The following is a 22,995-nucleotide window of genomic DNA, read 5'->3' as shown; positions in this document are numbered from 1 at the left end:
ACGCGCGCAAAAGACACCGGCGCGACCGTAGATGAATAGATCAGAGGTTCCTTAGCAGAGTTTGCCTGGCGCAACGTAGAGCACACCTATCGCGTATTATCGGGATATGGCTATACGGCGAACCCTGCTGTTTCTATTCTCGTTCGTCGCCCTGCTGGCGAGCGCGACCGGGCTCGTCGCCCAGCCGTCCACGGACGCCGCGCCGCCGATACGCGAGATACCCGTCGACGGGCCGATCGGCCCGGCCACCAGCGCCTTCGTCGCTCGCGAACTCGAACAGGCCGCCGCTGCAAACACGCCGCTGATCATTCTGCGCCTGGATACGCCCGGCGGGCTGGACGGCGCGATGCGCGATATCGTGAAGGCGATTCTAGCCTCCCCGGTGCCGGTGGTCGGTTATGTTTCGCCCGGCGGCGCACGCGCGGCCAGTGCCGGCACCTATATCCTCTATGCCAGCCATATCGCGGCCATGGCGCCGGCCACCAATCTCGGCGCGGCCACGCCGGTATCGATAGGCGGCGATGGATCGGCCCCGGCCGATGCCGAGCCCGAGCCCGAGCCGGCGGACGCGTCGGAACCCGAAAGCGATAACAACGCCGTACAAACGAGCGACAACGCCACCGCCAAGCGACGCAAGGCGGTCAACGATGCCGTGGCCTATATCCGCAGCCTGGCCGAGCGGCGCGGCCGCAACGCGGACTGGGCCGAACAGGCCGTGCGCGAAGGAACGAGCCTGTCGGCACAGGCCGCCCTCGATGCCAACGTCATCGACCTGATCGCAGCCGATACCACGCAGCTTCTGGATAGGATCGACGGCCAGAGCGTGGAAACGGCGGCCGGCACGCAGCAATTGAACGTGGCCGGTGCGCGCGTCGAGCAGCGCGAACCCGGCTGGCAAACCGAACTGCTGTCGGTGATCACCAATCCGACCGTGGCCTATCTGTTGTTCATGATCGGCATCTACGGGCTGATTCTGGAAGGCCTGAACCCCGGCACCGGCGTGCCGGGCGTGGTCGGTGCCATCAGCCTGCTGTGCGCGCTGTTCGCCTTTCAGGTGCTGCCGGTCAACTATGCGGGACTGGCATTGATCGCGCTCGGTGCCGGGCTGATGGTGGCCGAGATGTTCGCGCCCAGTTTCGGTATTCTGGGCCTGGGTGGTGTTGCCGCTTTCGTGTTCGGCTCGATCATGCTCATGGATACCGACGTGCCCGGCTTCGATATTCCTTTCGGCCTGATCGGCGGTATCGCGGTGGCCAGCGCCCTGCTGTTGTTCGGGATCCTGTACATGTTCCTGCGCTCGCGACGCGAACGCATACACACCGGCCATGCCGGGCTCATTGGCAGCCGTTGCGTAGCCCTCGCGGATTTCGAACGCGAAGGCCGCGTCCTGCTGCACGGCGAGTCCTGGCTGGCAGTCAGCCACACGCCGGTCGTGCGCGATGAACCACTCGTGGTCACCGCGGCCGAAGGCCTCAAGGTATTCGTGCGCCCCGCCGGACCGGCGGATACCACCATTGCTACGGGCAACGCGCCAGCGCGTGGGCCCATACCGCGGAGATAGCCATGCTCATCAATTTCGGTTTTGCCGTGATCATCCTGCTCGCGCTGGTGATCTTTGCCTCGATCAAGATCCTGCCGGAATACGAACGCGGCGTGATGTTCACGCTCGGGCGCATGACCGGCGTAAAAGGCCCCGGTCTGTTTCTGGTGATCCCGGTCATCCAGAAGATGATCAAGGTGGATATGCGCGTGGTGGTACTGGACGTGCCGCCCCAGGACGTGATCTCGCGCGACAACGTATCCGTGCGCGTCAACGCCGTGGTGTATTTCCGGGTTATCGACGCCGACCGGGCGATCGTGGAAGTCGAACATTTCTACGACGCGGTCAGCCAGCTTGCCCAGACCACGCTACGCAGCGTGCTGGGCAAGCATGAGCTCGACGAAATGCTGGCCGAGCGCGACAAGCTCAACGCCGATATCCAGGAAATTCTCGACCGCCATACCGATGCCTGGGGCCTGAAAGTCGCCAACGTGGAGATCAAGCAGGTCGACCTCGACGAGAGCATGACCCGTGCGATTGCCCGTCAGGCCGAGGCCGAACGCGCACGCCGAGCCAAGGTCATCAACGCCGAAGGCGAAATGCAGGCGGCCGAAAACCTGCGCGGGGCCGCCGAACAACTCGCGCGCGAGCCGCAGGCCCTGCAGCTGCGCTATCTGCAGACGCTGGTGGATATCGCTGGCGAGAACAATTCCACCATCGTGTTCCCGCTGCCGATGGACCTGATCGAACCGCTGCTCGATGCCGCCAAGAAAATGGGCGAGCACAAGAACTAGAACCCGCGGTCGACGGCTAGTCGCTGGCGGCCATGAAACGCTCGACCACCGGATCGACCGCCGGCGTCGCCGTCAGGTCAATGCCCTCGCCCAGCGCCGCCACGATATGGCGCATCGCGGCCACGCGCGCTTTTTTCTTGTGGTTCGCGTCAATCCGCGTCCACGGCGTGGCCGCCGTGGAGCAGCGCTCGAACATGCGCGCATAGGCCTGTTCATAGTCCTGCCATCGCGCCCGGTTGCGAATATCGTCGGCCGTGATCTTCCAGCGCTTGGCCGGGTTCGCATAGCGCGAACGAAACCGCTCGAGCTGGGTATCGGCACCGATATCCAGAAACAGCTTGACCAGGCGTACGTCGTTATCGACCAGCGTGCGTTCGAAGGCATTGATCTCGTCGTAGGCGCGCTCGCACGACTGCGCCGATATGAGCCCTTCGATCGGCTCGACGAGTACCCGTCCGTACCAGCTGCGATCGAAGATCGCGATTTCGCCGGCCCCGGGAATACGCCGCCAGAACCGCTGTAGCCAGAGTTCGTCACGTTCGACCGCATTCGGGGCCTTGATTGGCCAGACGGTGAGATGGCGTGGATCCAGCACCCAGGCAATACGCCGTATCAATCCACCCTTGCCGGCCGCATCCCAGCCTTCGAGCACGATCACCGCGCTACGCCGTTCCTGCGCATAGGCATGCTGGATGGCAACCAGCTCAGCCTGCAGGGCTTCGAGTTCGTCATGAAGCGCTTTTTTATCGGCCACGGGATCTCTCCGGCTCGTCGGCGCGGCGAGGCAGGGCCAGCGGGCGGTCTTCGGCATGGGCAAGCCGCTGGACCAGCCCCAGCAGAATGCCGGCAGTCGCCCCCCAGATATGATCGTCGCGATAGTCGATGCCGTAGACGTGATACGTCTGGCCGTTACGCTCGTAGGGGTACTCGCGATAGTTGTCCAGCTCCAGCAGATGCGCGAGCGGCACGGCGAACAGACGCGCGACTTCCGCATCGTCGGGATACACCTCGGCGCGTGGATCGACCCAGCCCACGAACGGGCTGATCACGAAGCCCGTGACGGTCGGGTACTCGGGCAGCTCGCCGAGCACTTCAACGTGGTGCGACTGCAGTTCGATCTCTTCTTCAGCCTCGCGCAGGGCCGCCCGTTCGGCATTGCGATCCTGTGCTTCCATGCTGCCGCCGGGAAAGCTGATCTGGCCCGGATGATGGCGCAGGGCCGCGCTTCGCTGGGTGAAGTAGACGTAGGGCTCGGGCGCGGCGACCACCGGAATGAGCACGCCCGCACGCCGGGCGGCCACCCCGTAGGCCTCAATCGGCCGGTTGTCGCCCGGCCCTGTATGACCCGGCGGCATTTTGACCGCCAGCGCCTGCTGCAGACGTCGGCGCCACGTCTCGGCCGGGTCCCGATCCGTCAATGCATCAACCGTTCGATGGCGTGGACTGGTCGATACGCTCGCCGGCCTTGAGTTTTTCGGCATATTCCTTGGCCAGCGCCTGGAAGCGCGGCGTAAGGCCCGCATCCGCATACATCGGATCGCCTTCTTCATCGTAGGCCGCGATTTCGTTACCCGGCTCGTAGGAGAAGGACGATGCCAGCTCGTCCAGAGCGGCTGCCAACAAATCGGTGAGAATGCGTTCCTGGGTCAGGCCCGGGAACAGATCGCACAGGGCGGCAACCTTGGCCGCGTCGTAGAGCGGCAGACGAATCTCGTAGGTTTCGTCCGTCCGGGTTTCGCCGGCGTTGGCTTTCCATTGAGCGACCAGTTCGTTGACTTTCATCCGGGTACCTGCAGTTTGAGTATTCGATGCGCGTTGCGACCCGCATAGATTACGAGAGTCGCGCGTATTTCAACAATGTTGCGCGGCCCTTTTAAAGTCGCGTTGACCCGCTTCTAAGCGCCTGCTAGCTTGGCGCCAACTCAACCCGAGAGTAACGCATGGCCAAGACCGAAAAGACCTGGAGCCTCAAGGAAATCGACCAGCAGCGCGGTGACAAGAAAGGTACTGCGTTCCTGGCATTCAAGCAGCTCAAGGATAGTTTCGACGAGGGCCGCGACTACTATTACCTGAGCGCGAGCCAGGATGCGCGCGAAATCGAGCAGCTGCGCAGCGCCGGGCGCATCTACGAAAGCACCGTCAACGCCATCCTCCTCACCGAAGGCGGCTACAGCGCAGTACTCGACTACCTCGACGGCTGAACGCGTAAACGCAGCGTGCTCAAGCCGAGAGTTGCTGTTCGAGCGCGCGCTGATCGTCGGCGAAGCGACGAATGCCTTCGGCCAGCTTCTCCGTGGCCATGGCGTCGGCGTTCATGGCCCAGTCGAACGCACTGCGGTCGAGCATCAGGCGCGGCACGTCGGAATCGGTTGCGGTGATGCCCTGCGTATCTGCAGGCTCCAGTCCGGCCAGTTCCTCGAGCAGCGCGGGCGAAATCGTCATCAGGTCGGCGCCGGCGAGCGCCAGGATCTGCTCGCGGTTGCGAAAACTCGCCGCCATCACCTGGGTCGGGTAGCCGTGGGTCTTGGCATAGGAGTTGATACGCCGCACGCTGGCCACGCCCGGATCCTGTTCCGGCGCGTAGTGCGCCACGCCTTCGGCCTTCTTGTACCAGTCGGTGATCCGTCCAACGAACGGCGAAATGAGCGTCACCCCGGCCTCGAAACAGGCCTGGGCCTGGGCCAGCGAAAAAATAAGCGTCATGTTGCAGGCAACGCCTTCGGATTCGAGCACGCTGGCCGCCCTAATACCGGCCCAGGTGCTGGCGATCTTGATCAGAATACGCTCGGGGGCGACGCCCAGTTCGCCGTAATCGGCGATCAGCGCGCGCGCCTTGCGAATGGTGGCATCGGTATCGAACGACAGCCGGGCATCCACTTCGGTGGACACATAGCGCGGCACGACCTGGGTGAGTTCGCGTCCGAACAGCGTCATCAGCCGCTCGACCCGGCTCAGCCCATGGGCGGGCATTGCCGCCAGCGCCTCGTCGACGAGATGCCGGTAGCGCGTATCACCCGCCGCCTGCAGCACCAGGCTCGGGTTGGTCGTTGCATCGGTGGGCCGATAGACGCGAATGGTTTCGAAATCGCCGCTGTCCGCAACCACGGTAGTGCGGGCACGCAGCGCTTCAAGCGCGTTCTGTGGGGTGTTGGACGCAAGGGATTCGGACATCTCGTGACTCTTGGCGAATACAGGGCTCACTATAGAACAGTCCCGCGACCACCCGCCAAGGCTTCGCGCCCGGACCAGCTGGCAAGCGGTTTATCGCCATGACAATATCGCCGACTGAATTGCCCCCGCTGGTCGTGCATGCCGGCTTTGCGGCGCAGCGCTGGGCAGGCCCGGCCGGGTTCGCCACCGTCGTGCATCCGCCCGAGCAAGGCTTCTATCTGCGCGCGGGCGCCGACGGGCTCGTCCTGCATCATGCCGATGCGCCTGCCCGCGATCGCGGCCTGCGTATCGATCTGCTCGACGGCAGCGTCGAACGTCGCGCCGCGGGCGGTCGCCAGTCGCCGCTCGCCCGCGCACTGGGCCTGCGCCGCCACCCGCGCCCGCGGGTGCTGGATACCACCTGCGGGCTGGGCCGCGACAGCGCCACCCTAGCGGCGCTCGGCTGTACGGTGGTGTCGATCGAACGCCACGCGGTGCTGTTCGCCCTGCTTGACGATGCCCGCGTACGCGCACAGGCCACGCCGCCGCCCTGGCTTGCCGCCTGGCCAGAGCTCATCCATGCCGATGCCGGTCGCTGGTTGGCCGATACCTGCGCCGACGATTTCGATATCGTCTATATCGACCCGATGTTCGATGCGCCCCGACGCAAGGCCCGCCCGCAAAAGGCACTCGCCTGGATGCACGAACTCGTGGGCACCGATACGGACGTGGCACTGCTGCTGGAACGCGCCCGTGCGGCGGCCATGCGCCAGGTGGTCGTCAAACAGCATGCCCGGGCGACGCCAATCGCCCCGCCCGACCGCCAGGTCGAAGGCAAGGCGATTCGGTTCGATATCTATCTAAGCTGAGAACCGCGCGGCGCGCTAGACCGCAGCCAAACCCGCCAGAAAGCGCTTGTAGTTCTCGACGTAGTGCGCGGCACCGCGCTTGAGTTTTTGCGCGTCATCATCGCTGAGTTCGCGTTTCACCCGGCCGGGCACGCCGATGACCATGCTGTTGTCGGGAATTTCCTTGCCCTCGGGGACCAATGCGCCTGCGCCGATCAGGCAATTGCGCCCGATCTTAGCGCCGTTGAGCACTGTGGCCTTGATACCGATCAGGCTGTTGTCGCCGATCGTGCAGCCGTGCAGCATCGCCTGATGGCCCACGGTACAGTCCGCGCCCACGGTCAAAGGAAAGCCGGGGTCGGTATGCAGCACGCAGCCGTCCTGAATATTGCTGCCGCGCCCGATCGTGATCAGCTCCTGGTCGCCGCGCAGCACGGCGTTGAACCAGATACTGGCATCGACTTCGAGCTTCACATTGCCGAGCACGGTGGCGTTGTCGGCCACGAAGAACTGTCCGGCATCCGGCGTTTGTGGGGTGATGTCGTCCAGGCGGTAAAGCATGTCGTCCTCCGGTTGCTTCTTGTCGTCGTTAATTGTCGACCGCGCTCAGCGCAGCCCGCCGGGCTTGCGGGCGACATCGTCGCGCACGTAGACCGGCAGCGCCTGCGCGGCGGGCAGACCTTCACCAGCGCGCAACGTCGGTATGGCCAGGCGTGCGATATCGAGAGCATGCGGCCACTGTTCAACGGGTTCCAGCGTCTCGGGCGCGACGCCGCGCTCGCCGGCGACGACGTGCCAGCCGTTGCCGGCCCGGGTGTATTCGTTGGCCGTGTCGGCGTCGAGCTGTTCCGGGCGCATGACCCGTTCGATACCCAGCGGTTCCGGGGCGGCGCCCTGCCCTCGCTGGTAGTCGGCGCTATAGATTTCGCCCATGCGCGCATCCTGAACCACGCGGATGCGTTCAACACGCGCGTCTTGATGCAGGCAGCGCGCGGCCAGCGCCGCGAGGGTAGACACCGGCACCACCGGCCGATCAATGCCCGCGGCCAGACCCTGAATGAGCCCGGCGGCAATCCGCAGACCGGTGAACGCACCCGGCCCACGTCCGAACGCCAGGCCGTCGAGATCGGCCAGCTCGAGATCGGCGCGCTCCAGCAGCTCCCGCGCCAGCGGCAACAGACGGCGTGCATGGGCCTGCGGGGCGATCTCGAAGTGTTCGAGCTCGTAGTCGCGCTCGACGTCCACGACGGCAACCGACAACGCCTCGGTCGAGGCATCCAGGGCGAGTATCTTCATGCCGGCGCCAGAGAATCGAGAAATTCGCAGGCCACGGCCTGATCGCGGGTGATGGGCATGGGCGGCAGGCTGGCCCGAATCGCGCCGCCGTAGCGCGCCGTGAACAGCCGCGGGTCGCAGATGGCCAGTACGCCGCGGTCGGCGGCGTCGCGAATCAGGCGGCCCACGCCCTGCTTGAGGGTGATGATGGCCTGGGGCAGTTGGTAGTCCATGAACGGGTTCTCTCCGGCCTCCTTCATCGCGGTAAACCGTGCCGCCAGCACCGGGTCGGCCGGCGAGGCGAACGGCAGGCGGTCGATGATCACCAGCCGCAGGGCCTGACCGCGTACGTCCACGCCTTCCCAGAAACTGCTGGTCGCGACCAGTACCGCCCCGTCGTCGTTGCGAAACTCCGCCAATAGCGTGGCCCGCGGCGCACTGCCCTGCATGAGCACATCGATGCCGGCCGCGGCCAAGGCCTCGCCGTAGCGGGCCACCGCCCGGTAGCTGGTACACAGCAGGAAGGTACCGCCGCCGGACGCTTCGATAAGCGCCAGCGCCTGGGATACCAGCGCGTCGTCGAAGTCCGGCGTGTTCGGCGCCGGCATGGCCTGGGGCGCATACAGCATGGCGTTGCGTTCGTAGTCGAACGGGCTGGGCAGCACCTGCTGGGTAACGTCGGCGAGCCCGAGTCGGCGACAGAAGTAGTCCAGGTCGTTCTTGACCGCCAGGGTGGCCGAAGTGAATATCCAGGCGCCGGGATAGGCTTCGATGGCGCGCGAGAACGGCGTGGCCACATCCAACGGCGTGCTGTGCCAGATCCAGGCCGTGCCGCGTTTTTCCAGCCAGCTGATCCGGTCGGCGTCGCTCGCGCTCACGGTGGTCAGGGCGGCTTCGAGCTCGCCACAGCGCCGCGACAAAGCCTTCATGCGGTCGCTGCGGCTGGCCACCGGCTCCAGGCCGGTCTTAAGCGCGAGCAGCGCCGCGGCCAGCTCATCGCGTGCGCCGCGGCGTGCGTCGGTTTCCAGCTCCTCCCAGCTGCGATTGCCCGGCGCATCGCCCAACGCATCGGCAAAACGGCGTTCGGCGTTGCCGACGTCCTTGAGCTTGGCTTTCAGCGCGGGCATGTCGCCGCCGAGCGTATCCAGCTCGGCCAGACCATCGCGCACCAGATCTTTCAGCTGGCGCGCGGAAAGCGCCTGGCCGAAAAAGCGTCCGGCGATATCGGGCAGCCGGTGGGCCTCGTCGAGCACGATCGCATCCGCGCCCGGCAGCACCTCGCCAAAGCCGGATTCGCGCAGGGTCAGATCGGCAAACAGCAGGTAGTGATTGACGATGACCAGATCCGCCGCCTGGGCCTCGCGGCGGGCATGCACCACCCAGCACTGATCGAACAAGGGGCATTCCTGGCCCAGGCAGTTGTCGGTCGTGGAGGTGATACGCGGCCAGAGCGCATCGCCGTCGCCCAGGTCGCCGAACTCGCCCAGATCGCCGGTGGTGGTCCGGGCTGCCCAGTCGCGTACCGCACGAATCTTGGGCGCGAGATAGAGATCCCCGCTGGCCTCGGTGAGATTGAGCCGGTGCAGGCAAAGATAGTTGGCCCGGCCCTTGAGCACGGTGGCATGTACCGAACGCCCGAGCACCGTCTGCGCCAGCGGCACGTCCTTGTCGTCGAGCTGGCTTTGCAGGTAGCGCGTGGCGGTCGAGACGATGATCTTTCGCTGCGAGGCGAGCGCGGGCAGCAGATAGGCCAGGGTCTTGCCGGTGCCGGTGCCGGCTTCCACCACCAGCCGTTCGCCAGCGTCGATGGCACGGGCCACCGCGCTGGCCATCTCGGCCTGACCGGCACGGGCCGCATAGCCGGGCAGCGCCCGCGAGAGCGCGTCGTCGTCAGAGAATAGCGCGGCGCCTGCCGCCGCACTCATCGCATGAACTGCTGGCTGGCGCTGCGATAGCTGCTGGCGCGCTGCATGGCCTCGTCGGCACCGCCGCGATCGCCGTCGGCGCGGCGCGCTTCGGCGATCAGGCGCCAGTTATCGGCGCGTACGAACGGATTATCGCCCGCCACGCTGTTGGATTTGCGTGCCATGGCTTCGGCCTGACCGCCCTGCCCCTGCGCGAGTTTGACCGCCGCCAGACGCTGATAAACGAATGCGTTGCGCGGTTCGAGATCGAGCGCGCGTTCCAGCGTGGCGGCGGCCATATCCATATTGCCGTTGCGGGCCAGCGTATCGGCCCGTCCCAGCAGCGACAGTACGGCCGGACTGCTGGCCTCCTGGGCGCTGCGCGGCGGCATCACCTCGGGCTTGCTCGGCCGCTGCGGCGGGCGCGGCTGTTCCTCACCAGGCTGTGGCGACGGCACCGTGGGCGAAGCCGGGCCTTCCGGCGGCGGAAAGCTGGTGCGCTGGGTGGTGGCACAGCCGGCCAGCGCGATGGTCAGCGCCACTACTGCGATTCGTTGCATGCTCCCAAACCTCTCGTTGCGTGGCCGCGCGGCTTGCGCGAGCGCACGGTCGACAGCGGCATCGAACCCCCTGGCCCGATCGCTCGCTTCGATCAACCGAACAAGCGCTGCAGCCAGTTGCCTTCGTCCTGTTCCTGCTGTTGTTCCTGCTGACGCGGCTGTTCGCGGCGATAGCGGTTTTCGCGCATGATATCGCTATCACAGTCGGAAAGCCCGTCCGGCACCTCGCCGCGCACGAAAGGCACTGGCGTGGTGTTGCTACAGCCGCCGTAGTCGTTGCCCGCCGTGCCATTGGGGTCGAAGCGCATACGCAGCGGGATTTCCACCACGTCCTCGGGCGGCACGTTCATCAGACCGCGCGGGTCGATATCGGCCATGATACCGGCCCACAGCTGGAGGGCGCCGGTCGCCCCGGTGAGCTGGGCCGGCTTGTTGTCGTCGCGGCCGACCCAGACCACAGCCAACCGGTTGGCCGAGAAACCCGCGAACCAGCTGTCGCGCAGATCGTCGGTGGTACCGGTCTTGCCGGCCACGTTAATCGAGCGGTCGAGCGTTTTGTACATCGAAGCGCCGGTGCCGTAGCGCGCCACGCGTTGCAGAATCCAGTTGGTGATATAGACCGGCGATTCATCCACGGCACGCCGGATCTTGAGCGGATAACGCGACAGCGGCTCGCCCTCTCGGGTCGTGACATCACGAATGGCCAGCAGCGGCGTGTAGTAGCCACCGGCGGCGAGCGTATTGTAGATCTGGGCGACCTGCATGGGCGCCATGTCCACGGCACCGAGGGCCAGCGACGGCACCGACAGCGGATCGCCGTTGTAGCCGAGCTTCTTGAGCGTATCGATGACGTTGGGAATGCCCACATCGAGGGCCAGGCGCGCCGTCGACAGGTTATAGCTGTGGGTGAGCGCATAGTGCAGCGGCACTTCGCTGCCATGCGAACGCATCGAATAGTTGTTCGGCCGCCAGGTATCACCGTTGGCCAGCTTGACCGCGAGCGGGCCGTCGTCCAGCGGCGTAAGCACGTTGTATTTCGAGGGCTCGGCCAGCGCGGTGAGATAGACCACGGGCTTCATCAGCGACCCGATCGGCCGGCGTGCGTCGAGTGCCCGGTTGAAGCCGGCAAAGCCGGCGTCGCGGCCGCCGACGAGTGCGAGTACACGCCCGCCTTCGACGCTGGTGACCACCGCCGAGGCCTGCAGGCTGTCGCGCGCAATACCGCGTGCGGCCTCGACCTTGTCCAGCCCGTCCGAGACGCGCTGCTCGGCAGCCGCCTGAACCGCCGGATCGAGCGTGGTGAAGATACGCAGCCCTTCCTCGGTCAGGTCGGCGTCCTTGTACTGGCCCAACAGCTGACGACGCACCAGGTCAATGAAGGCCGGGTACTGGCTGGTACTACGTACCGTACGCGCGGTCACGCCCAGATCCGCTTTCTTGGCTTCGCGCCAGCTCTCCTCTTCCAGGAAACCCGCGCTGTGGAACATGTCCAACACCAGGTTGCGGCGGCGCAGCGCACGCTCGGGGTTGCGGCGCGGGTCGTAGTAGCTCGGGCCCTTGACCATGGCCACGAGCAGTGCGATTTCCTGCGGCTGCAACTCTTCCAGCGGCTTCTGGAAATAAAAGTAGCTGGCCAGGCCAAAGCCGTGGATCGCACGCCCGCCATCCTGGCCGAGATATACCTCGTTGAGATAGGCCTCGAGAATCTCCGGCTTGGAATAGTGCGCATCCAGCAGGATCGCCATCAGCGCTTCCTTGGCCTTGCGCACGAGCGTCTGCTGATTGTTCAGATAGAAGTTCTTGACCAGCTGCTGGGTAATCGTGGACCCACCCTGAACCACCCCGCCGGCGCGCATGTTGGCAACCGCGGCGCGTAGGATCGATTTCGGAGACACGCCCCAGTGGTTCATGAAATCGCGGTCTTCAACCGTAATCAGACCGGCCGGCAGCATTGGCGGCACCTCGCCGAGCTTGACCAGAATCCGGTCTTCGCCCTGCTTCGGATAGATGCTGCCGATCATCAGCGGGTCGAGCCGAACCAAGGCCGGGTCGCCGGATTTGTCCAGCGCGCTCAGGGAACTGACCCCACTACTGTTGAAGCTCAGCCGGATCTCTCGGGCTGCCTGCTTGCCATCCCAGAAATGGAAGGCACGGGTATGGATATCGAGCTGGCCCGCACTGCTGCGATACGTACCCGAGCGCGACAGGCTCGAACTGGCCCGATAGCCCTGGCGGTCGAGCCGAGACACGATTTCGCTGCGGGTAAGATCCAAGCCGCTATAGAGTTCGAGCGGGCTGGCGTAGACCTTGGCCGGCAACGTCCAGCGCGTGCCCTCGAACTGCGCGCGCACCGCGCCGTCCAGATACACCATATACCCCGCCAGCAGCGCAGCGCCGATGCAGCCCAGCAGGAACACATACGGCAGCAGACGCCGAAAGAAGCCGCGCTTGGCTTTAGCCCGCGACGGGGTACGCGCCTTGCGCTTCGGTGTTGATCGAGTGGGTCGTTTTTTCTGGGCCAATTCCGCTATCCGCGCCAGTCAGGGACGCTGATAGTACCAAAGCACGACGCGAGTTTTGTGCGCCGCACCCCGGTACTGGCCAAACCAGCGCGCGTAGCGCGCTCAGCCGCCGCGTCGGCGTGCCGCGCCCTCGATGATCTCTTTTTCCATCGCTTCGAGGCCGATATGGCGTACGTCCTTGCCTTCCACGAAGTACACGACGTATTCGCCAATATTGGTGGAATGGTCCCCGATACGCTCCAGCGCCTTGACTGCCCACAGCACGTCCAGCATATGGCGGATGGTGCGCGGGTCTTCCATCATGTAGGTAATGCACTGGCGCACGATGCCTTCGTACTCGCGGTCGACTTCGGCGTCCTGCTGGGCCACACGCAGCGCCGCCTCCGAATCGAGACGGGCAAAGGCGTCCAGGGCATCGCGCAGCATCTCGCGCACATGCCGACCGAGCGTCTCGATCTGGCGGAACGCGCTTTTTGGCCGGTCGTAACTGGCCAAATGGGTTGCCATGCGTCCGATCTTCTCGGCTTCGTCGCCGATGCGCTCGAGGTCCGTGATGGTCTTGGCCACCGCGATGATCAGACGCAGATCCCCGGCCTGGGGGGCGCGTCGGGCCAGAATGCGGGTACATTCCTCGTCGATCTCGACTTCCATGCGGTTGACCTGCGAGTCGCCCTGCACGACGTCTTCACCAAGCGTGCCTTCGCCGGTAATCAGCGCGCGTACGGCGTCAGCTATTTGCTGCTCGACCAGGCCGCCCATCGAAAGAACGAGTTCACGCACATCCTCCAGGTCGGCATCGAACTGCTTGGACGTATGTTTTTCCAGCCCGACTTTATCCATGGCACTCTCCTCCCAGCGGCCGATCAGCCGTATCGGCCGGTAATGTAGTCTTCGGTCTTCTTTTCGCGCGGATGCGTGAACAGTGAGTCCGTATCCGAATATTCGACAATATTGCCCAAATGGAAAAACGCCGTATAGCCGGCCACTCGAGCGGCCTGCTGCAGGTTGTGGGTGACGATTACGATGGTGTAGTTCTCTTTGAGCTCGTCAATGAGCTGCTCGACCGTCGCGGTCGCCACCGGATCGAGCGCGGAACACGGCTCGTCCATGAGCAACACGGACGGGCTCACCGCGATTGCGCGGGCAATACATAGACGCTGCTGCTGACCACCCGACAACGACAGGCCCGGCATTTGCAGACGATCCTTGACCTCTTCCCACAGGCCCGCGCGCTTGAGCGAATGCTCCACCAGGTCTTCCATATCCGTGCGCTTGCGCACCTGGCCCAGGATCTTGGGCGCGTAGGCAATATTATCGTAGATGCTCTTCGGAAACGGATTAGGCTTCTGGAAAACCATGCCGATATGCGAGCGCAGTTCGACAACGTCGACCTCGGGGGCATAGATGTTCTGGTTCTCGAACTCCACCTCGCCCTTGATGCGCACGTCCGGAATCAGGTCGTTCATCCGGTTGAGACAGCGCAGGAACGTCGACTTGCCGCAGCCGGACGGCCCGATCAGGGCCGTGACCTCGTTCTCGACCACGTCCATGGAAACACCGTGCAGCGCCTGTTTCTCGCCGTACCAGACCTCGAGGTCGTGCACCTTCATCTTCATGTTCTGATTCACGCGCGGGCGCTCCGTGGTCGGCACGTTCACCACCTGGGTGTTGTCGCCGGTCAAATCTCGTGTACGCATCCTAAATCTCCGCCCGGGAAAAGGGAAAATATTTCAATTTGTTAGTACCGCTCATGCCTACCAGCGACGCTCAAAACGGTTGCGCAGAATAACCGCCGTGGCATTGAGGGTGATCAAAAGAGTCAGCAGCACCAGAATGCCGGCCGCGGTCAGGCTCACGTAGGCGCCTTCCGGCATACCCGACCAGGTATAGATCTGAGCAGGCAGCACCGTGGCCGCCTCTGTCATGCTGGTCGGCGCATCCGGAATGTAGGCAATCATGCCGATCAGCAGCAGCGGCGCCGTCTCGCCGATGGCCTGGGCTATACCGATGATGGTGCCGGTGAGAATGCCGGGCAGCGACAGCGGCAACACGTGGTCCCGAATCGCCTGCCAGCGGGACGCGCCAACTGCCTGCGCGCCCTGGCGAATATTCTGCGGCACCGCCTTGAGCGCCGCACGGGTGCTGATGATGATTACGGGCAGCGTCATCAACGACAGCGTCAGGCCACCCGCCAGCGCCGAGGAACGCGGCACGCCAAAGAAGTTGATGAATATGGCAAGGCCGAGCAGACCGAACAGAATGGACGGCACGGCGGCGAGATTGTTGATATTGATCTCGATGCCCTGCGTGAAGCGGTTGTCCGGCGCGAACTCCTCCAGATATATCGCGGTCGCCACCCCGATCGGGAAACTCACCACCAGCACCACGATCATCACATAGAACGATCCGACGAACGCCGACCACAGACCCGCATTGGACGGGATCTTCGAATCGCCGGAAAAGAACAGGCCGCTGTTGAAGCCATAGCTGACCCGCCCTTCCGACTCGAGTCGATCGAGCGTGGCCTTGAGCTCGGGATCAAGCCGATCGCTATATCCCTTACGGTACTGATCCACGTGCGCGGTCGCCGTCAGCCAGCGCGTCTGGGTGGTATTCATCAGGTCGGGATTGGCCTCGACCTGGCGCGGAATGGTGCGATAGAAGGCCCGCGAAATCAGCGGCGAGACGTCTTCCGTGACCGATTCGTTGGTGAACTTGACCGTATCTTCGTTGTACGTGACGTCGACCTTGATTTCGGTCTGCACGAACGCCGAATACCCCTGTCGGATCATGTCGGAGAAAAACACCACGAGAAACGCCAGGGCCAGCAGCAGCGCGGCGATGCAATAGGCCTTGAAGCGTTTTTCCGCACGGTAGCGTTTCTTGAGCTGGCGGGAAGGCGCCAGCGTGATGCCTTGACTCATAATCGAATGCCCTTTAGCGCTATTCGTAGGACTGGCGGAACTTGCGAATGATGATGATGGAGACCAGGTTCAGCGTCAGAGTGACCACGAACAGCACCAGGCCCAGCGCGAACGCGGCCAGGGTTTCGGGGCTGTCGAAGGCCTGATCGCCGGTGAGCGCATCGACGATACGCACCGTCACCGTGGTCATATCTTCGAGCGGGTTCCAGGTCAGGTTCGGGCGCAGCCCGGCTGCCATGACCACGATCATGGTTTCGCCGAGCGCGCGGGATATACCCAGCAGCGACGCGGCCATGATGCCGGGGAACGCCGCAGGCAGAATGATCTGCTTGATCGTCTCGGACTTGGTGGAGCCGAGCGCATAGGCGCCTTCGCGCAGACTGTTGGGGATGGAATTGATCACATCGTCCGACAGCGAGGAAATAAAGGGAATGATCATGATGCCCATGACCATCCCGGGCGCGAGCGCGTTGGTATACGACGCGTGCAGACCGAAGAAATCGGCTACTTCAACCACCAGCGGGCTGACCGTAATCGCGGCGAAGAAGCCGTAAACCACCGTCGGGATGCCGGCCAGGATTTCCAGCACCGGCTTGGCCAAGGTGCGAACCCGATAGCTGGCGTATTCGGACATGTAGATGGCCGACAGCAGCCCGACCGGGATCGCCACCGACATGGCTACCAGGGTGATCATGAAGGTGCCGGCAAACAGCGGCACGGAGCCGAACTGGGAGTCGGCCGTTTCCTGCCCGGGGCGGAACGTCGCCACGGGCGACCAGTTGGTGCCGGTCACGAATTCCCAGACGCTGACCTGGCTGAAAAACTTCAGCGCCTCGAAAAGAATCGAAATGATAATGCCGAACGTGGTGAGAATCGACACCAGCGAGGCGGAAAAAAGGGTCCAGTAGACGAACTTCTCGATGGCGTTGCGCGCGCGCAGCGTCGGTTCGACCTTGCGCATCGCCAGCATCAGCCCCACCGCCGCGCCGAACAAGGCGAACGAGAGAACGAAAGGCGCCGACGGGACCTGCAGCCCGAACAGGGCCGCTGCGGCTGCCACGACGCCGATCGCCAGCGCGGGCAGTGCCATCCAGGTGGCGACATACACGCCGTACTGGGATGGCAGCGAATGCATGCGACTGCCGGAGGCATCCGACATCAGCGCCTTGCGGCGCCCCAGGGCAAACGCTACGGCGGCCATGGGCACGAGACCACCGAAGAAGACGAGCAGTACTTGGCTGGTTTCCAAAACGCGTTCCTAGGCTTGAAAGCGAGTGCGGCGGGCCGCCATGTTAATCGAGATGGCGCCGGCACGCCGCAGAGCGACATGGACCGGCGCCGCTTAGAATCGAACGTTTAGCTTTCGAGATCCGATGCCTTCAGCTTGGCACGGGATTCCCATTCGCTACGCTCGGATTTCAGACGCTTCTCGGGCAGCGGGATGAGACCGAGATTCTTCAGATAACCACGATCGCTGGCCATCTGATCGGACAGGAACATGTCGACGTACTGTTCCATGCCCTTGACCTGGTCGACGTGCGCGTTCTTGGTGTAGAAGAACAGCGAACGCGAAACCGGGTACTCGCCCGAGGAGATCAGGTCGCGCTCGGGTTCGACGCCGTCGATCTTGGCGCCCTGGATCTTGTCGCGGTTTTCTTCCAGGTAGGAGAAACCGAAGATGCCGAAGGCGTCCTTGTTCTGGGCCAGCTTCTGCACGATCAGGTTGTCGTTCTCGCCGGAGGGTACGTACTTGCCGTCCTGGCGGATGGTCGTGTAGGCCTCGTCGTAGCCGTCGATGTTCTCGGAGCCGTGCTCCATGACCAGCTCTTCGAAGGCATCACGCGTGCCCGAGGAGGTCGGCGGGCCGTAGATGAGGATTTCGCGATCCGGCAGCGACGAATCGATATCGCTCCACTTGTTGTACGGATTGTCGACCAGCTTGCCGTTCTTCGGCACTTTGGCAGCGACCGCCAGGGTGATCTGCTCGCGGGTCAGGTCGATCGCGTCGTCGGCCTTGCTCTGTGCGAACACGATACCGTCGAAGCCCACCACGTTCTCGGTGATGTCCTTGACGCCGTTCTTCTGGCACATCTCGAACTCGGACGGCTTCATGCGACGCGACGCGTTGGTGATGTCCGGCGTATCGGCGCCCACACCACCGCAGAACAGCTTCATGCCGCCGCCCGAACCCGTGGACTCGACGACCGGCGTACGGATGTCGGTGGTCGCGCCGAGCTCTTCGGCCACGTAGGACGAAAACGGATAGACCGTGGACGAACCCACGATACGAATCTGATCGGCGGCCTGGGCGGCGCCGGCCGCGGCGAGCAGGCCCGCAGCGATACCCGCTGCGCCCAGCGTGTTTTGAAAACGAAGTTTCATCAATGTCTCCCGGATGAAATATTTCAGGCCAGCGGTTCTGACCTGCGGTGAGTGTGGGAGCAAACTTTGAACAGGGTATTGCCGATCCATGACAGATTTATGACAACACCCTGTAGCTCCCATCACGACGCTTATTCGAGGTCCAGACGGTAGAGCGTGGTCGATCCGCTTACCTCGTTGCCCACGGCCAGCAACGGCACGCCCGCCAGCGGGCTGCTGTCTGCGGCAATGAACACGATGCTTTCAGGCCCGAGATCGCCCGCTGCCAGGGCACCGCTGTTCGTATCCATATCCACGGTGACGTCGCGGGCGTTGGTATAGCTGACATAGACCGGCGCATCGACGTCGGTGATGTCGTAGACAAGGAAGCCGCCCATGCGCTCCAGGCCGATGAACGCATAGCGCCGGCCGTCTATGACGCCATAGGCTATGGCTTCCGGTTCGGGGCCCTTGTTGTCCGACCGCGAATCGCCGTCGTTCTCGCTGTTATCGTTGTTGAACGCGTCGCCGTAGCGCTCACCGGTAATACGCTCGAAATCGTCGCCGGAGTCGTAGACCAGCTCGGCACTATCGGCACGCCGGATCGAGAACGAACGAGCGCCATAGGCATAGAGCGCGTCATAAACCGGATCGCCGTTGGCATCGGTTTCCCCGCTTCGCCCCAGGGTCGTCGTCACCTTCAGATCGCCCAGCTGGGCATCCTCCTGTAACGCGGCGGCGTTCGGGAACGCGTCCGGATCAAGCACCAGGTCCTTCACGTCGGCTTCTTCGCTGAAGCCGTCATAGTCGCGCGCATCGCCCTCGTTGGCGGTCAACAGATAGGTGGTGCCGCCCTCGCTGAAAGCCGCGATCGTATCCGGCTGATACATGCCCAACACCGGCACGGTTCGGATATTCAGACCGTCCTCGTTGCTCGGATCAATACCCTGACCGACGACGCTGTGGTCCTTATAGCCCAGCGGCAGCACGTCGGTAATTTCCATGGCCTGCAGGTCGATCACCGCGATCGCGTTGTTTTCCTGAAGGCTGGCATAGGCGTGTTCACCATCGGGCGCGACCGCGATGTACTCGGGCTCGAAATCCTGCGCCGCCGTGGCACCGGGCCCGAAAATACGCACGCCGGCGGCGCGCAGCGCATCGGCCTGGTCGTTGAAGGCGGTAAAGCCCAGTGTATCGACCGTCGGCGCGGTGAAGCCGGCGCTAACGTCGATGACGCTGATCGAGCCTTCCGGGTCGTTGTCGTAATCGTCGTTAGGCTCGCCCTCGTTGGCCACGAGTACACGGGTGCCGTCAGGCGTGAACGTGACCATATCCGGCAGCGCGCCGACCTGCGCCTCGCCGAGTTTTTCCAGACCGGTGCCCGAATAGAACACGACCTTGCCGGGCGCCTGGGCATCTTCGGCTTCGATGGCCACCGCGACCGTGCCCTGGTAGACGGCCACGCTGTTGGCCGAATCGCCTTCTGCGGTGGCATCGATCTGGCCCATGCGCATGAGGCTGCCGCTGCTATCGATCGCGAGCACGTCGACCGTTTTCGCATTCGAGTTGACCACGTACAGACGCTGTGTCGTCTCATCGTAGGTCACGATCTCGGCCGCGCCCTCATCGAATACGTCATCCAGGAACGACTCGCCGGTTGCCGGCTGCACCTGGTAACGCCCGATCTGGTTCACGGTGAGCGTACGCGCCGGGTTGCTGTCCACTTTGTCGACAGACCCATCGTCATCACTGCAGCCACTCAGCCCGACCACAGCCGCGGCGATTGAAAGACATACCACTGAATACTTCATTTCCCGATCCCCACGAAAGTTAAATGGTTAAAAAAAAAGACCCCGGTCAAGCCGGGGTCATGATCAAAGGGAGCAATCCGCTTTTTATTCTCTGGGGAGCTTTGTTACAGGACCTGTTGGAACTGCAGGAACAGCGTGTTCTGGTCCTCGCCGATATCGGCGGCATTGATGACCTGACCGTTGGCATCGTTGGCGTAGAGCACGTCACGACCGATTTCGTAGGTCAGCTGGATCTTGGCGTCGTGCTTGTTGAAGAAGTAGTTCAAGCCCGCCGAGTAACGCTTGTCCATATCGTCGGAGATGATGTTGCCGGCGCTGTCGCGATAGCCATCGTCGAGATCCAGAGCCGAGAAGCCGGCGGTGAACTCGAGTTTGCTGGGCACGATCATGTAACCGGCCTTGACCATATAGGTCATGAACTTGGCGTCGCCGTCGTTGTTGACGAAGCCGATGCCGTTGAAGTCGGTGCTACCGGCGGCACCCGCGACGAAATCTCGCGTTTCGTTGGTGACTTCGCCGTTGGTGTACTGCACCGCCGCGTCGGCCGAGAAGTAACCGCTACGGAACGCCGCATCAAGACCCAGGCCGGTGACGCTGTCGTACTCGCCTTCCGGGCTGTCGCCGGCGTCGAAATCGCTAAACGCGACGTCGTCGTCGTTTTCCCAGTAGAAGGCGTTCAGGCCCATGCCGAACTTGGTTTCTTCGCCGAAGGCGCCCTGCGCAAGCTTGAAGCTGCCCATCGGCGTGAAGTCGATACGGCCGGCGAACAACTTGCCGAAGTAATCGGGATCGCTGCTCACGCGGGATTCGAAATCGACCTTGTCGAGGTCGCTTTCCAGGCCGGCGTTGAACACGCCCGCAGCCACCTGAAATACGTCGCTCGGCGCGGCGGTGTAGAGGATACCGATCTGACGATCCGGCACACCGAAGTTGTGGTCACCCACCACCGTGCGCTCGACGAACTGCTGGCGCTTGGAAGATGTGAGCAGTTCCCGCGAGTACGGCACGTTCATGTTACCGATCTGGATCTCGCCGGCCGGCAGCCCGGAATAGTTGATGAAGGCGTCCTTGACTTCCGGATCGTCCGACACGCCGCCGAAGTCGACCTGCCAGATACCGTAAATGTCCTTGGTCAGTGTGCCTTCGATATAGAAGCGCATGCGACGCAGAAAGAAGTCGTCGCCCGAGTCGCTGCCCTGGCCTTCGCTGTCGGCGTCCACCAGACGGTACTGCGGTTGCAGACGGCCGCCGATTTCCAGCGACTTGTCGCCTTCCTCATACAAGGTAATGCCGGCCGAAGCGAGCATGGGCATGGCGGTCACGGCCGCGCCGGCGAGCACGCCCATGGCGCGCAGTTGAAAACGGTTCATCAGTAGGTCTCCCTGGATTGTGTCTCGGCTTGTGCAGCCGCGGGAGAAGCTACCGAACGCTTGTGACAGCCAGATAACGGCGTTGTGACATAAATATGACAGGCATCGATCATTGCCACAGGCGCGTTTCGAAACGATCGCTCGGCCCGGTTACAGCGCGAGGTCGTCGGATGCGCAGGGGTTGCCTTTAGCGTCGCCGGCGGCTCTGACAACCGGTTCTCGCGGCAGTTGCAGAACCGCTTAGGCGCATGCGTTCAAAGCCACGGGCAGGCGTGTCTTTCAGGCCGCTTTTCGCTCGAGCACGCGCTGTACCGGGAATCGGCAGGTAAAGGTCGACCCCACGCCCGGCTCGCTGTGGATATGGAGCTCGGCTTCGTGATGCTCGAGACAGTGCTTGACGATCGCAAGACCCAGTCCGGTGCCGCCACTGCTGGCCTGGCGGCCAGGGTCGACGCGATAGAAGCGCTCGGTCAGCCTTGGCAGGTGACTCGCCTCGATACCGGGACCGTTATCGGTAACCGAGAAACAGGCGGCATCCTCATCGCGCCACCAGCGCACGTGAATCGTGCCGGCATCGCCGGTGGTGTAGCGCACCGCGTTCGACAAGAGATTGGAGAACACGCTCTCCAGTTCGCCTGGCCGGCCATAGAGGTCGAGACCGGGTTCGATATCGAGTGCGATCTCGTGCGTGGTGCTGTTCGCGCGCCGGATATCGTCTACAAGCGAATGAATCATCTTCGGGATGTCGATGCGCTCCTGGCGCTGCTGGAGGCCCTCGCTTTCCAGCCGCGCGAGTTTGAGCAGGCTTTCGATGATCCGGTTCATGCGCCGCGACTGCTCGCCCATCTCCCGGATCGGCGCCTGCCAGCCGGCCAGCGCGCCGTCGCTACCGGCTTCTTCCTCCATCATTTCCAGATAGCCGCGCAATACCGTCAATGGCGTACGCAGTTCGTGGGATGCGTTGGCCACGAAGTCACGGCGGGTATGCTCGAGGCGTTTCTGCTCGCTGATATCGCGCGCGATCAACAGGCGCTGGTTATTGCCGTAGGGAATCAGGCGCAGCAGCAGGGTATCCGCTTCATTTACCGGCGATGGCACCTCGAGTTCGCCGATGTGCTCGGCCTTGATGAGGTGACTCGACACCCGTGGGTGGCGCAGTAGATTGGCCAGGCGCTGGCCCAGATCCTGTGGGCTGCGCAGCGCCATGAGCGCACCGGCTGCCTCGTTGAACCATACGATGCGCCCCTGCGAATCCAGCACTACCGCACCGTCCGGCAACGCCGCGGTCGACGCCTGAAACTCGTGAACGATGCTTTTGAGGCGCTTTTTGCGTTTGCGGTTACGCTGCTTGAGCCGATAGAGCTCGGTATAGATTTCCTGCCAGACGCCCATGCCCTCGGACGGCTCGATGCGATCCGAGGTCAGCCACCGATGCAGCTGATAGGCATAGGTCAGATGCACGGCGAGATAGGCGCTCACGCCGAACAGCAGGGCCAACAGCGCATAACCGACCATAAGACCGGTCAGCGTACACAGCGCGAGCCACAGCGCGACCACAACCAGCTCGCGACGCCATGTTCGCGCGGTGCCTGCCGACGGCATGCTCATACACGGGCTCGCGGCGCAAACACGAGGCTAGCGCCTGTTAAGGCGAAGGAAATCGTCGCGCCGCGCTCTATTTTTTTGCAAGACAAGGCGCAGTACGCGTTGTGTAGCGAAGCGACACGAGCACGCTGCAACGCCAGATTGCCAAAATATAGAGCGCGTCCCGTCGGGTTGCGCCCCAAAACCTGCCAGCCAAGGCGCGACTTGTCTGGCACGATTTTTAGCAGCAGCGCGGCGATCGGCATGAGGGTTAACAGGCCCCAGGGCGTGTCGTCATGAGGTAAGGCGGCGCATCGGCGGCCAAGCCGCGGCAAGACAAGGCATCGCGAGC

At 63.5% G+C, this 22,995-nt stretch carries 22 protein-coding genes; 4 read left to right on the top strand and 18 right to left on the bottom strand.

The window, feature by feature from the left end; all coding sequences use genetic code 11:
• Positions 1-106: 106 nt before the first annotated feature.
• Together ABNU97_RS11720 and ABNU97_RS11715 are read left to right on the top strand one after the other, a co-directional pair.
• Positions 107-1,561 carry a nodulation protein NfeD gene (locus ABNU97_RS11720; protein ID WP_348766887.1) on the top strand — a complete coding sequence of 485 codons (1,455 nt, stop codon included), beginning with the start codon at positions 107-109 and terminating at the stop codon, positions 1,559-1,561.
• A 2-nt stretch (positions 1,562-1,563) separates the two neighbouring features.
• Positions 1,564-2,334, top strand: coding sequence for a slipin family protein (locus tag ABNU97_RS11715; RefSeq protein ID WP_348766886.1), 771 nt, complete (start codon positions 1,564-1,566; stop codon positions 2,332-2,334).
• A gap of 16 nt (positions 2,335-2,350) precedes the next feature.
• Here the strand turns inward: ABNU97_RS11715 and ABNU97_RS11710 are convergent, their stop codons facing one another.
• The 3 genes from ABNU97_RS11710 to ABNU97_RS11700 are packed head-to-tail and all read right to left on the bottom strand — an operon-like array spanning position 2,351 to position 4,116.
• Positions 2,351-3,088 carry an AMP phosphotransferase gene (locus ABNU97_RS11710; protein ID WP_348766885.1) on the bottom strand — a complete coding sequence of 246 codons (738 nt, stop codon included), beginning with the start codon at positions 3,086-3,088 and terminating at the stop codon, positions 2,351-2,353.
• Positions 3,078-3,752 (bottom strand): CoA pyrophosphatase, encoded by a 675-nt coding sequence (locus ABNU97_RS11705; RefSeq protein WP_348766884.1) that lies wholly within the window; start codon positions 3,750-3,752, stop codon positions 3,078-3,080. Before ABNU97_RS11705 ends, ABNU97_RS11710 begins: the two co-directional genes overlap by 11 nt.
• A 4-nt stretch (positions 3,753-3,756) precedes the next feature.
• Positions 3,757-4,116 (bottom strand): type 1 pili tip component, encoded by a 360-nt coding sequence (locus ABNU97_RS11700; protein WP_348766883.1) that lies wholly within the window; start codon positions 4,114-4,116, stop codon positions 3,757-3,759.
• 158 nt (positions 4,117-4,274) lie between these two features.
• Here ABNU97_RS11700 and ABNU97_RS11695 point away from each other — a divergent pair, with 158 nt between their 5' ends.
• On the top strand, positions 4,275-4,535 hold the full coding sequence (locus ABNU97_RS11695) for a hypothetical protein (RefSeq protein WP_293623679.1): 261 nt from the start codon (positions 4,275-4,277) through the stop codon (positions 4,533-4,535).
• Positions 4,536-4,554: 19 nt separating this feature from the next.
• On the opposite strand, the gene tal is transcribed toward ABNU97_RS11695, so the two are convergent.
• Positions 4,555-5,505, bottom strand: a complete 951-nt coding sequence (gene tal, locus ABNU97_RS11690) for a transaldolase (RefSeq protein WP_348766882.1) — start codon at positions 5,503-5,505, stop codon at positions 4,555-4,557.
• A gap of 98 nt (positions 5,506-5,603) precedes the next feature.
• Here tal and ABNU97_RS11685 point away from each other — a divergent pair, with 98 nt between their 5' ends.
• The gene (locus ABNU97_RS11685; RefSeq protein WP_348766881.1) at positions 5,604-6,353 is read left to right on the top strand and encodes a class I SAM-dependent methyltransferase; all 750 of its coding nucleotides are present in this window, start codon (positions 5,604-5,606) and stop codon (positions 6,351-6,353) included.
• A 15-nt stretch (positions 6,354-6,368) separates the two neighbouring features.
• Here the strand turns inward: ABNU97_RS11685 and ABNU97_RS11680 are convergent, their stop codons facing one another.
• From ABNU97_RS11680 to ABNU97_RS11615, 14 genes are all read right to left on the bottom strand, one after another.
• A complete protein-coding gene (locus tag ABNU97_RS11680; protein ID WP_348766880.1) occupies positions 6,369-6,893 on the bottom strand; it encodes a gamma carbonic anhydrase family protein in 525 nt (174 codons plus the stop codon).
• 45 nt (positions 6,894-6,938) lie between these two features.
• On the bottom strand, positions 6,939-7,628 hold the full coding sequence (gene tsaB / locus ABNU97_RS11675; RefSeq protein WP_348766879.1) for a tRNA (adenosine(37)-N6)-threonylcarbamoyltransferase complex dimerization subunit type 1 TsaB: 690 nt from the start codon (positions 7,626-7,628) through the stop codon (positions 6,939-6,941).
• Positions 7,625-9,532 (bottom strand): ATP-dependent DNA helicase, encoded by a 1,908-nt coding sequence (locus ABNU97_RS11670; protein ID WP_348766878.1) that lies wholly within the window; start codon positions 9,530-9,532, stop codon positions 7,625-7,627. The genes tsaB and ABNU97_RS11670 overlap by 4 nt, the downstream gene beginning before the upstream one ends.
• The gene (locus tag ABNU97_RS11665; RefSeq protein WP_348766877.1) at positions 9,529-10,071 is read right to left on the bottom strand and encodes a tetratricopeptide repeat protein; all 543 of its coding nucleotides are present in this window, start codon (positions 10,069-10,071) and stop codon (positions 9,529-9,531) included. Before ABNU97_RS11665 ends, ABNU97_RS11670 begins: the two co-directional genes overlap by 4 nt.
• A gap of 92 nt (positions 10,072-10,163) precedes the next feature.
• Positions 10,164-12,593 (bottom strand): penicillin-binding protein 1B, encoded by a 2,430-nt coding sequence (mrcB, locus tag ABNU97_RS11660; protein WP_348766876.1) that lies wholly within the window; start codon positions 12,591-12,593, stop codon positions 10,164-10,166.
• A 102-nt stretch (positions 12,594-12,695) separates the two neighbouring features.
• On the bottom strand, positions 12,696-13,433 hold the full coding sequence (phoU, locus tag ABNU97_RS11655; RefSeq protein WP_348766875.1) for a phosphate signaling complex protein PhoU: 738 nt from the start codon (positions 13,431-13,433) through the stop codon (positions 12,696-12,698).
• Positions 13,434-13,456: 23 nt separating this feature from the next.
• Positions 13,457-14,209: a phosphate ABC transporter ATP-binding protein PstB gene (pstB, locus tag ABNU97_RS11650; RefSeq protein WP_348766888.1), complete on the bottom strand. Its 753-nt coding sequence runs from the start codon at positions 14,207-14,209 to the stop codon at positions 13,457-13,459.
• Positions 14,210-14,347: 138 nt separating this feature from the next.
• Positions 14,348-15,517, bottom strand: a complete 1,170-nt coding sequence (pstA, locus tag ABNU97_RS11645; RefSeq protein WP_348766874.1) for a phosphate ABC transporter permease PstA — start codon at positions 15,515-15,517, stop codon at positions 14,348-14,350.
• Between the two features lie 19 nt (positions 15,518-15,536).
• Complete coding sequence (pstC, locus tag ABNU97_RS11640; protein ID WP_348766873.1) at positions 15,537-16,766, bottom strand: phosphate ABC transporter permease subunit PstC; 1,230 nt, start codon at positions 16,764-16,766, stop codon at positions 15,537-15,539.
• A gap of 107 nt (positions 16,767-16,873) precedes the next feature.
• Positions 16,874-17,899 (bottom strand): PstS family phosphate ABC transporter substrate-binding protein, encoded by a 1,026-nt coding sequence (locus tag ABNU97_RS11635; protein ID WP_348766872.1) that lies wholly within the window; start codon positions 17,897-17,899, stop codon positions 16,874-16,876.
• 131 nt (positions 17,900-18,030) lie between these two features.
• Complete coding sequence (locus tag ABNU97_RS11630) at positions 18,031-19,689, bottom strand: choice-of-anchor I family protein (protein ID WP_348766871.1); 1,659 nt, start codon at positions 19,687-19,689, stop codon at positions 18,031-18,033.
• Between the two features lie 104 nt (positions 19,690-19,793).
• Entirely contained in the window at positions 19,794-21,059 is a 1,266-nt protein-coding gene (locus ABNU97_RS11625) for a porin (protein WP_348766870.1), read from the bottom strand.
• A 279-nt stretch (positions 21,060-21,338) separates the two neighbouring features.
• Positions 21,339-22,667 carry a phosphate regulon sensor histidine kinase PhoR gene (gene phoR / locus ABNU97_RS11620; RefSeq protein WP_348766869.1) on the bottom strand — a complete coding sequence of 443 codons (1,329 nt, stop codon included), beginning with the start codon at positions 22,665-22,667 and terminating at the stop codon, positions 21,339-21,341.
• A partial coding sequence (locus tag ABNU97_RS11615; RefSeq protein WP_348766868.1) for a hypothetical protein occupies positions 22,664-22,995 on the bottom strand: 332 nt, incomplete at its 5' end. The genes phoR and ABNU97_RS11615, both read right to left, overlap by 4 nt.

The sequence above is a fragment of the uncultured Salinisphaera sp. genome, from assembly GCF_964012375.1.
Lineage (GTDB): Bacteria > Pseudomonadota > Gammaproteobacteria > Nevskiales > Salinisphaeraceae > Salinisphaera.
Note: the sequence above shows the minus strand (reverse complement) of the source record. Positions and strands in the feature narration are given on the sequence as shown.

Bases quoted from the DNA above. Each gene is read 5' to 3' on its own strand.
- ABNU97_RS11720 (WP_348766887.1), top strand. From the start codon at position 107: ATGGCTATACGGCGAACCCTGCTGTTTCTATTCTCGTTCGTCGCCCTG.
- ABNU97_RS11715 (WP_348766886.1), top strand. From the start codon at position 1,564: ATGCTCATCAATTTCGGTTTTGCCGTGATCATCCTGCTCGCGCTGGTG.
- ABNU97_RS11700 (WP_348766883.1), bottom strand. From the start codon at position 4,116: ATGAAAGTCAACGAACTGGTCGCTCAATGGAAAGCCAACGCCGGCGAA.
- ABNU97_RS11695 (WP_293623679.1), top strand. From the start codon at position 4,275: ATGGCCAAGACCGAAAAGACCTGGAGCCTCAAGGAAATCGACCAGCAG.
- tal (WP_348766882.1), bottom strand. From the start codon at position 5,505: ATGTCCGAATCCCTTGCGTCCAACACCCCACAGAACGCGCTTGAAGCG.
- ABNU97_RS11685 (WP_348766881.1), top strand. From the start codon at position 5,604: ATGACAATATCGCCGACTGAATTGCCCCCGCTGGTCGTGCATGCCGGC.
- ABNU97_RS11680 (WP_348766880.1), bottom strand. From the start codon at position 6,893: ATGCTTTACCGCCTGGACGACATCACCCCACAAACGCCGGATGCCGGA.
- tsaB (WP_348766879.1), bottom strand. From the start codon at position 7,628: ATGAAGATACTCGCCCTGGATGCCTCGACCGAGGCGTTGTCGGTTGCC.
- ABNU97_RS11670 (WP_348766878.1), bottom strand. From the start codon at position 9,532: ATGAGTGCGGCGGCAGGCGCCGCGCTATTCTCTGACGACGACGCGCTC.
- ABNU97_RS11665 (WP_348766877.1), bottom strand. From the start codon at position 10,071: ATGCAACGAATCGCAGTAGTGGCGCTGACCATCGCGCTGGCCGGCTGT.
- phoU (WP_348766875.1), bottom strand. From the start codon at position 13,433: ATGGATAAAGTCGGGCTGGAAAAACATACGTCCAAGCAGTTCGATGCC.
- pstB (WP_348766888.1), bottom strand. From the start codon at position 14,209: ATGAAGATGAAGGTGCACGACCTCGAGGTCTGGTACGGCGAGAAACAG.
- pstA (WP_348766874.1), bottom strand. From the start codon at position 15,517: ATGAGTCAAGGCATCACGCTGGCGCCTTCCCGCCAGCTCAAGAAACGC.
- ABNU97_RS11635 (WP_348766872.1), bottom strand. From the start codon at position 17,899: ATGAAACTTCGTTTTCAAAACACGCTGGGCGCAGCGGGTATCGCTGCG.
- ABNU97_RS11630 (WP_348766871.1), bottom strand. From the start codon at position 19,689: ATGAAGTATTCAGTGGTATGTCTTTCAATCGCCGCGGCTGTGGTCGGG.
- ABNU97_RS11625 (WP_348766870.1), bottom strand. From the start codon at position 21,059: ATGAACCGTTTTCAACTGCGCGCCATGGGCGTGCTCGCCGGCGCGGCC.
- phoR (WP_348766869.1), bottom strand. From the start codon at position 22,667: ATGAGCATGCCGTCGGCAGGCACCGCGCGAACATGGCGTCGCGAGCTG.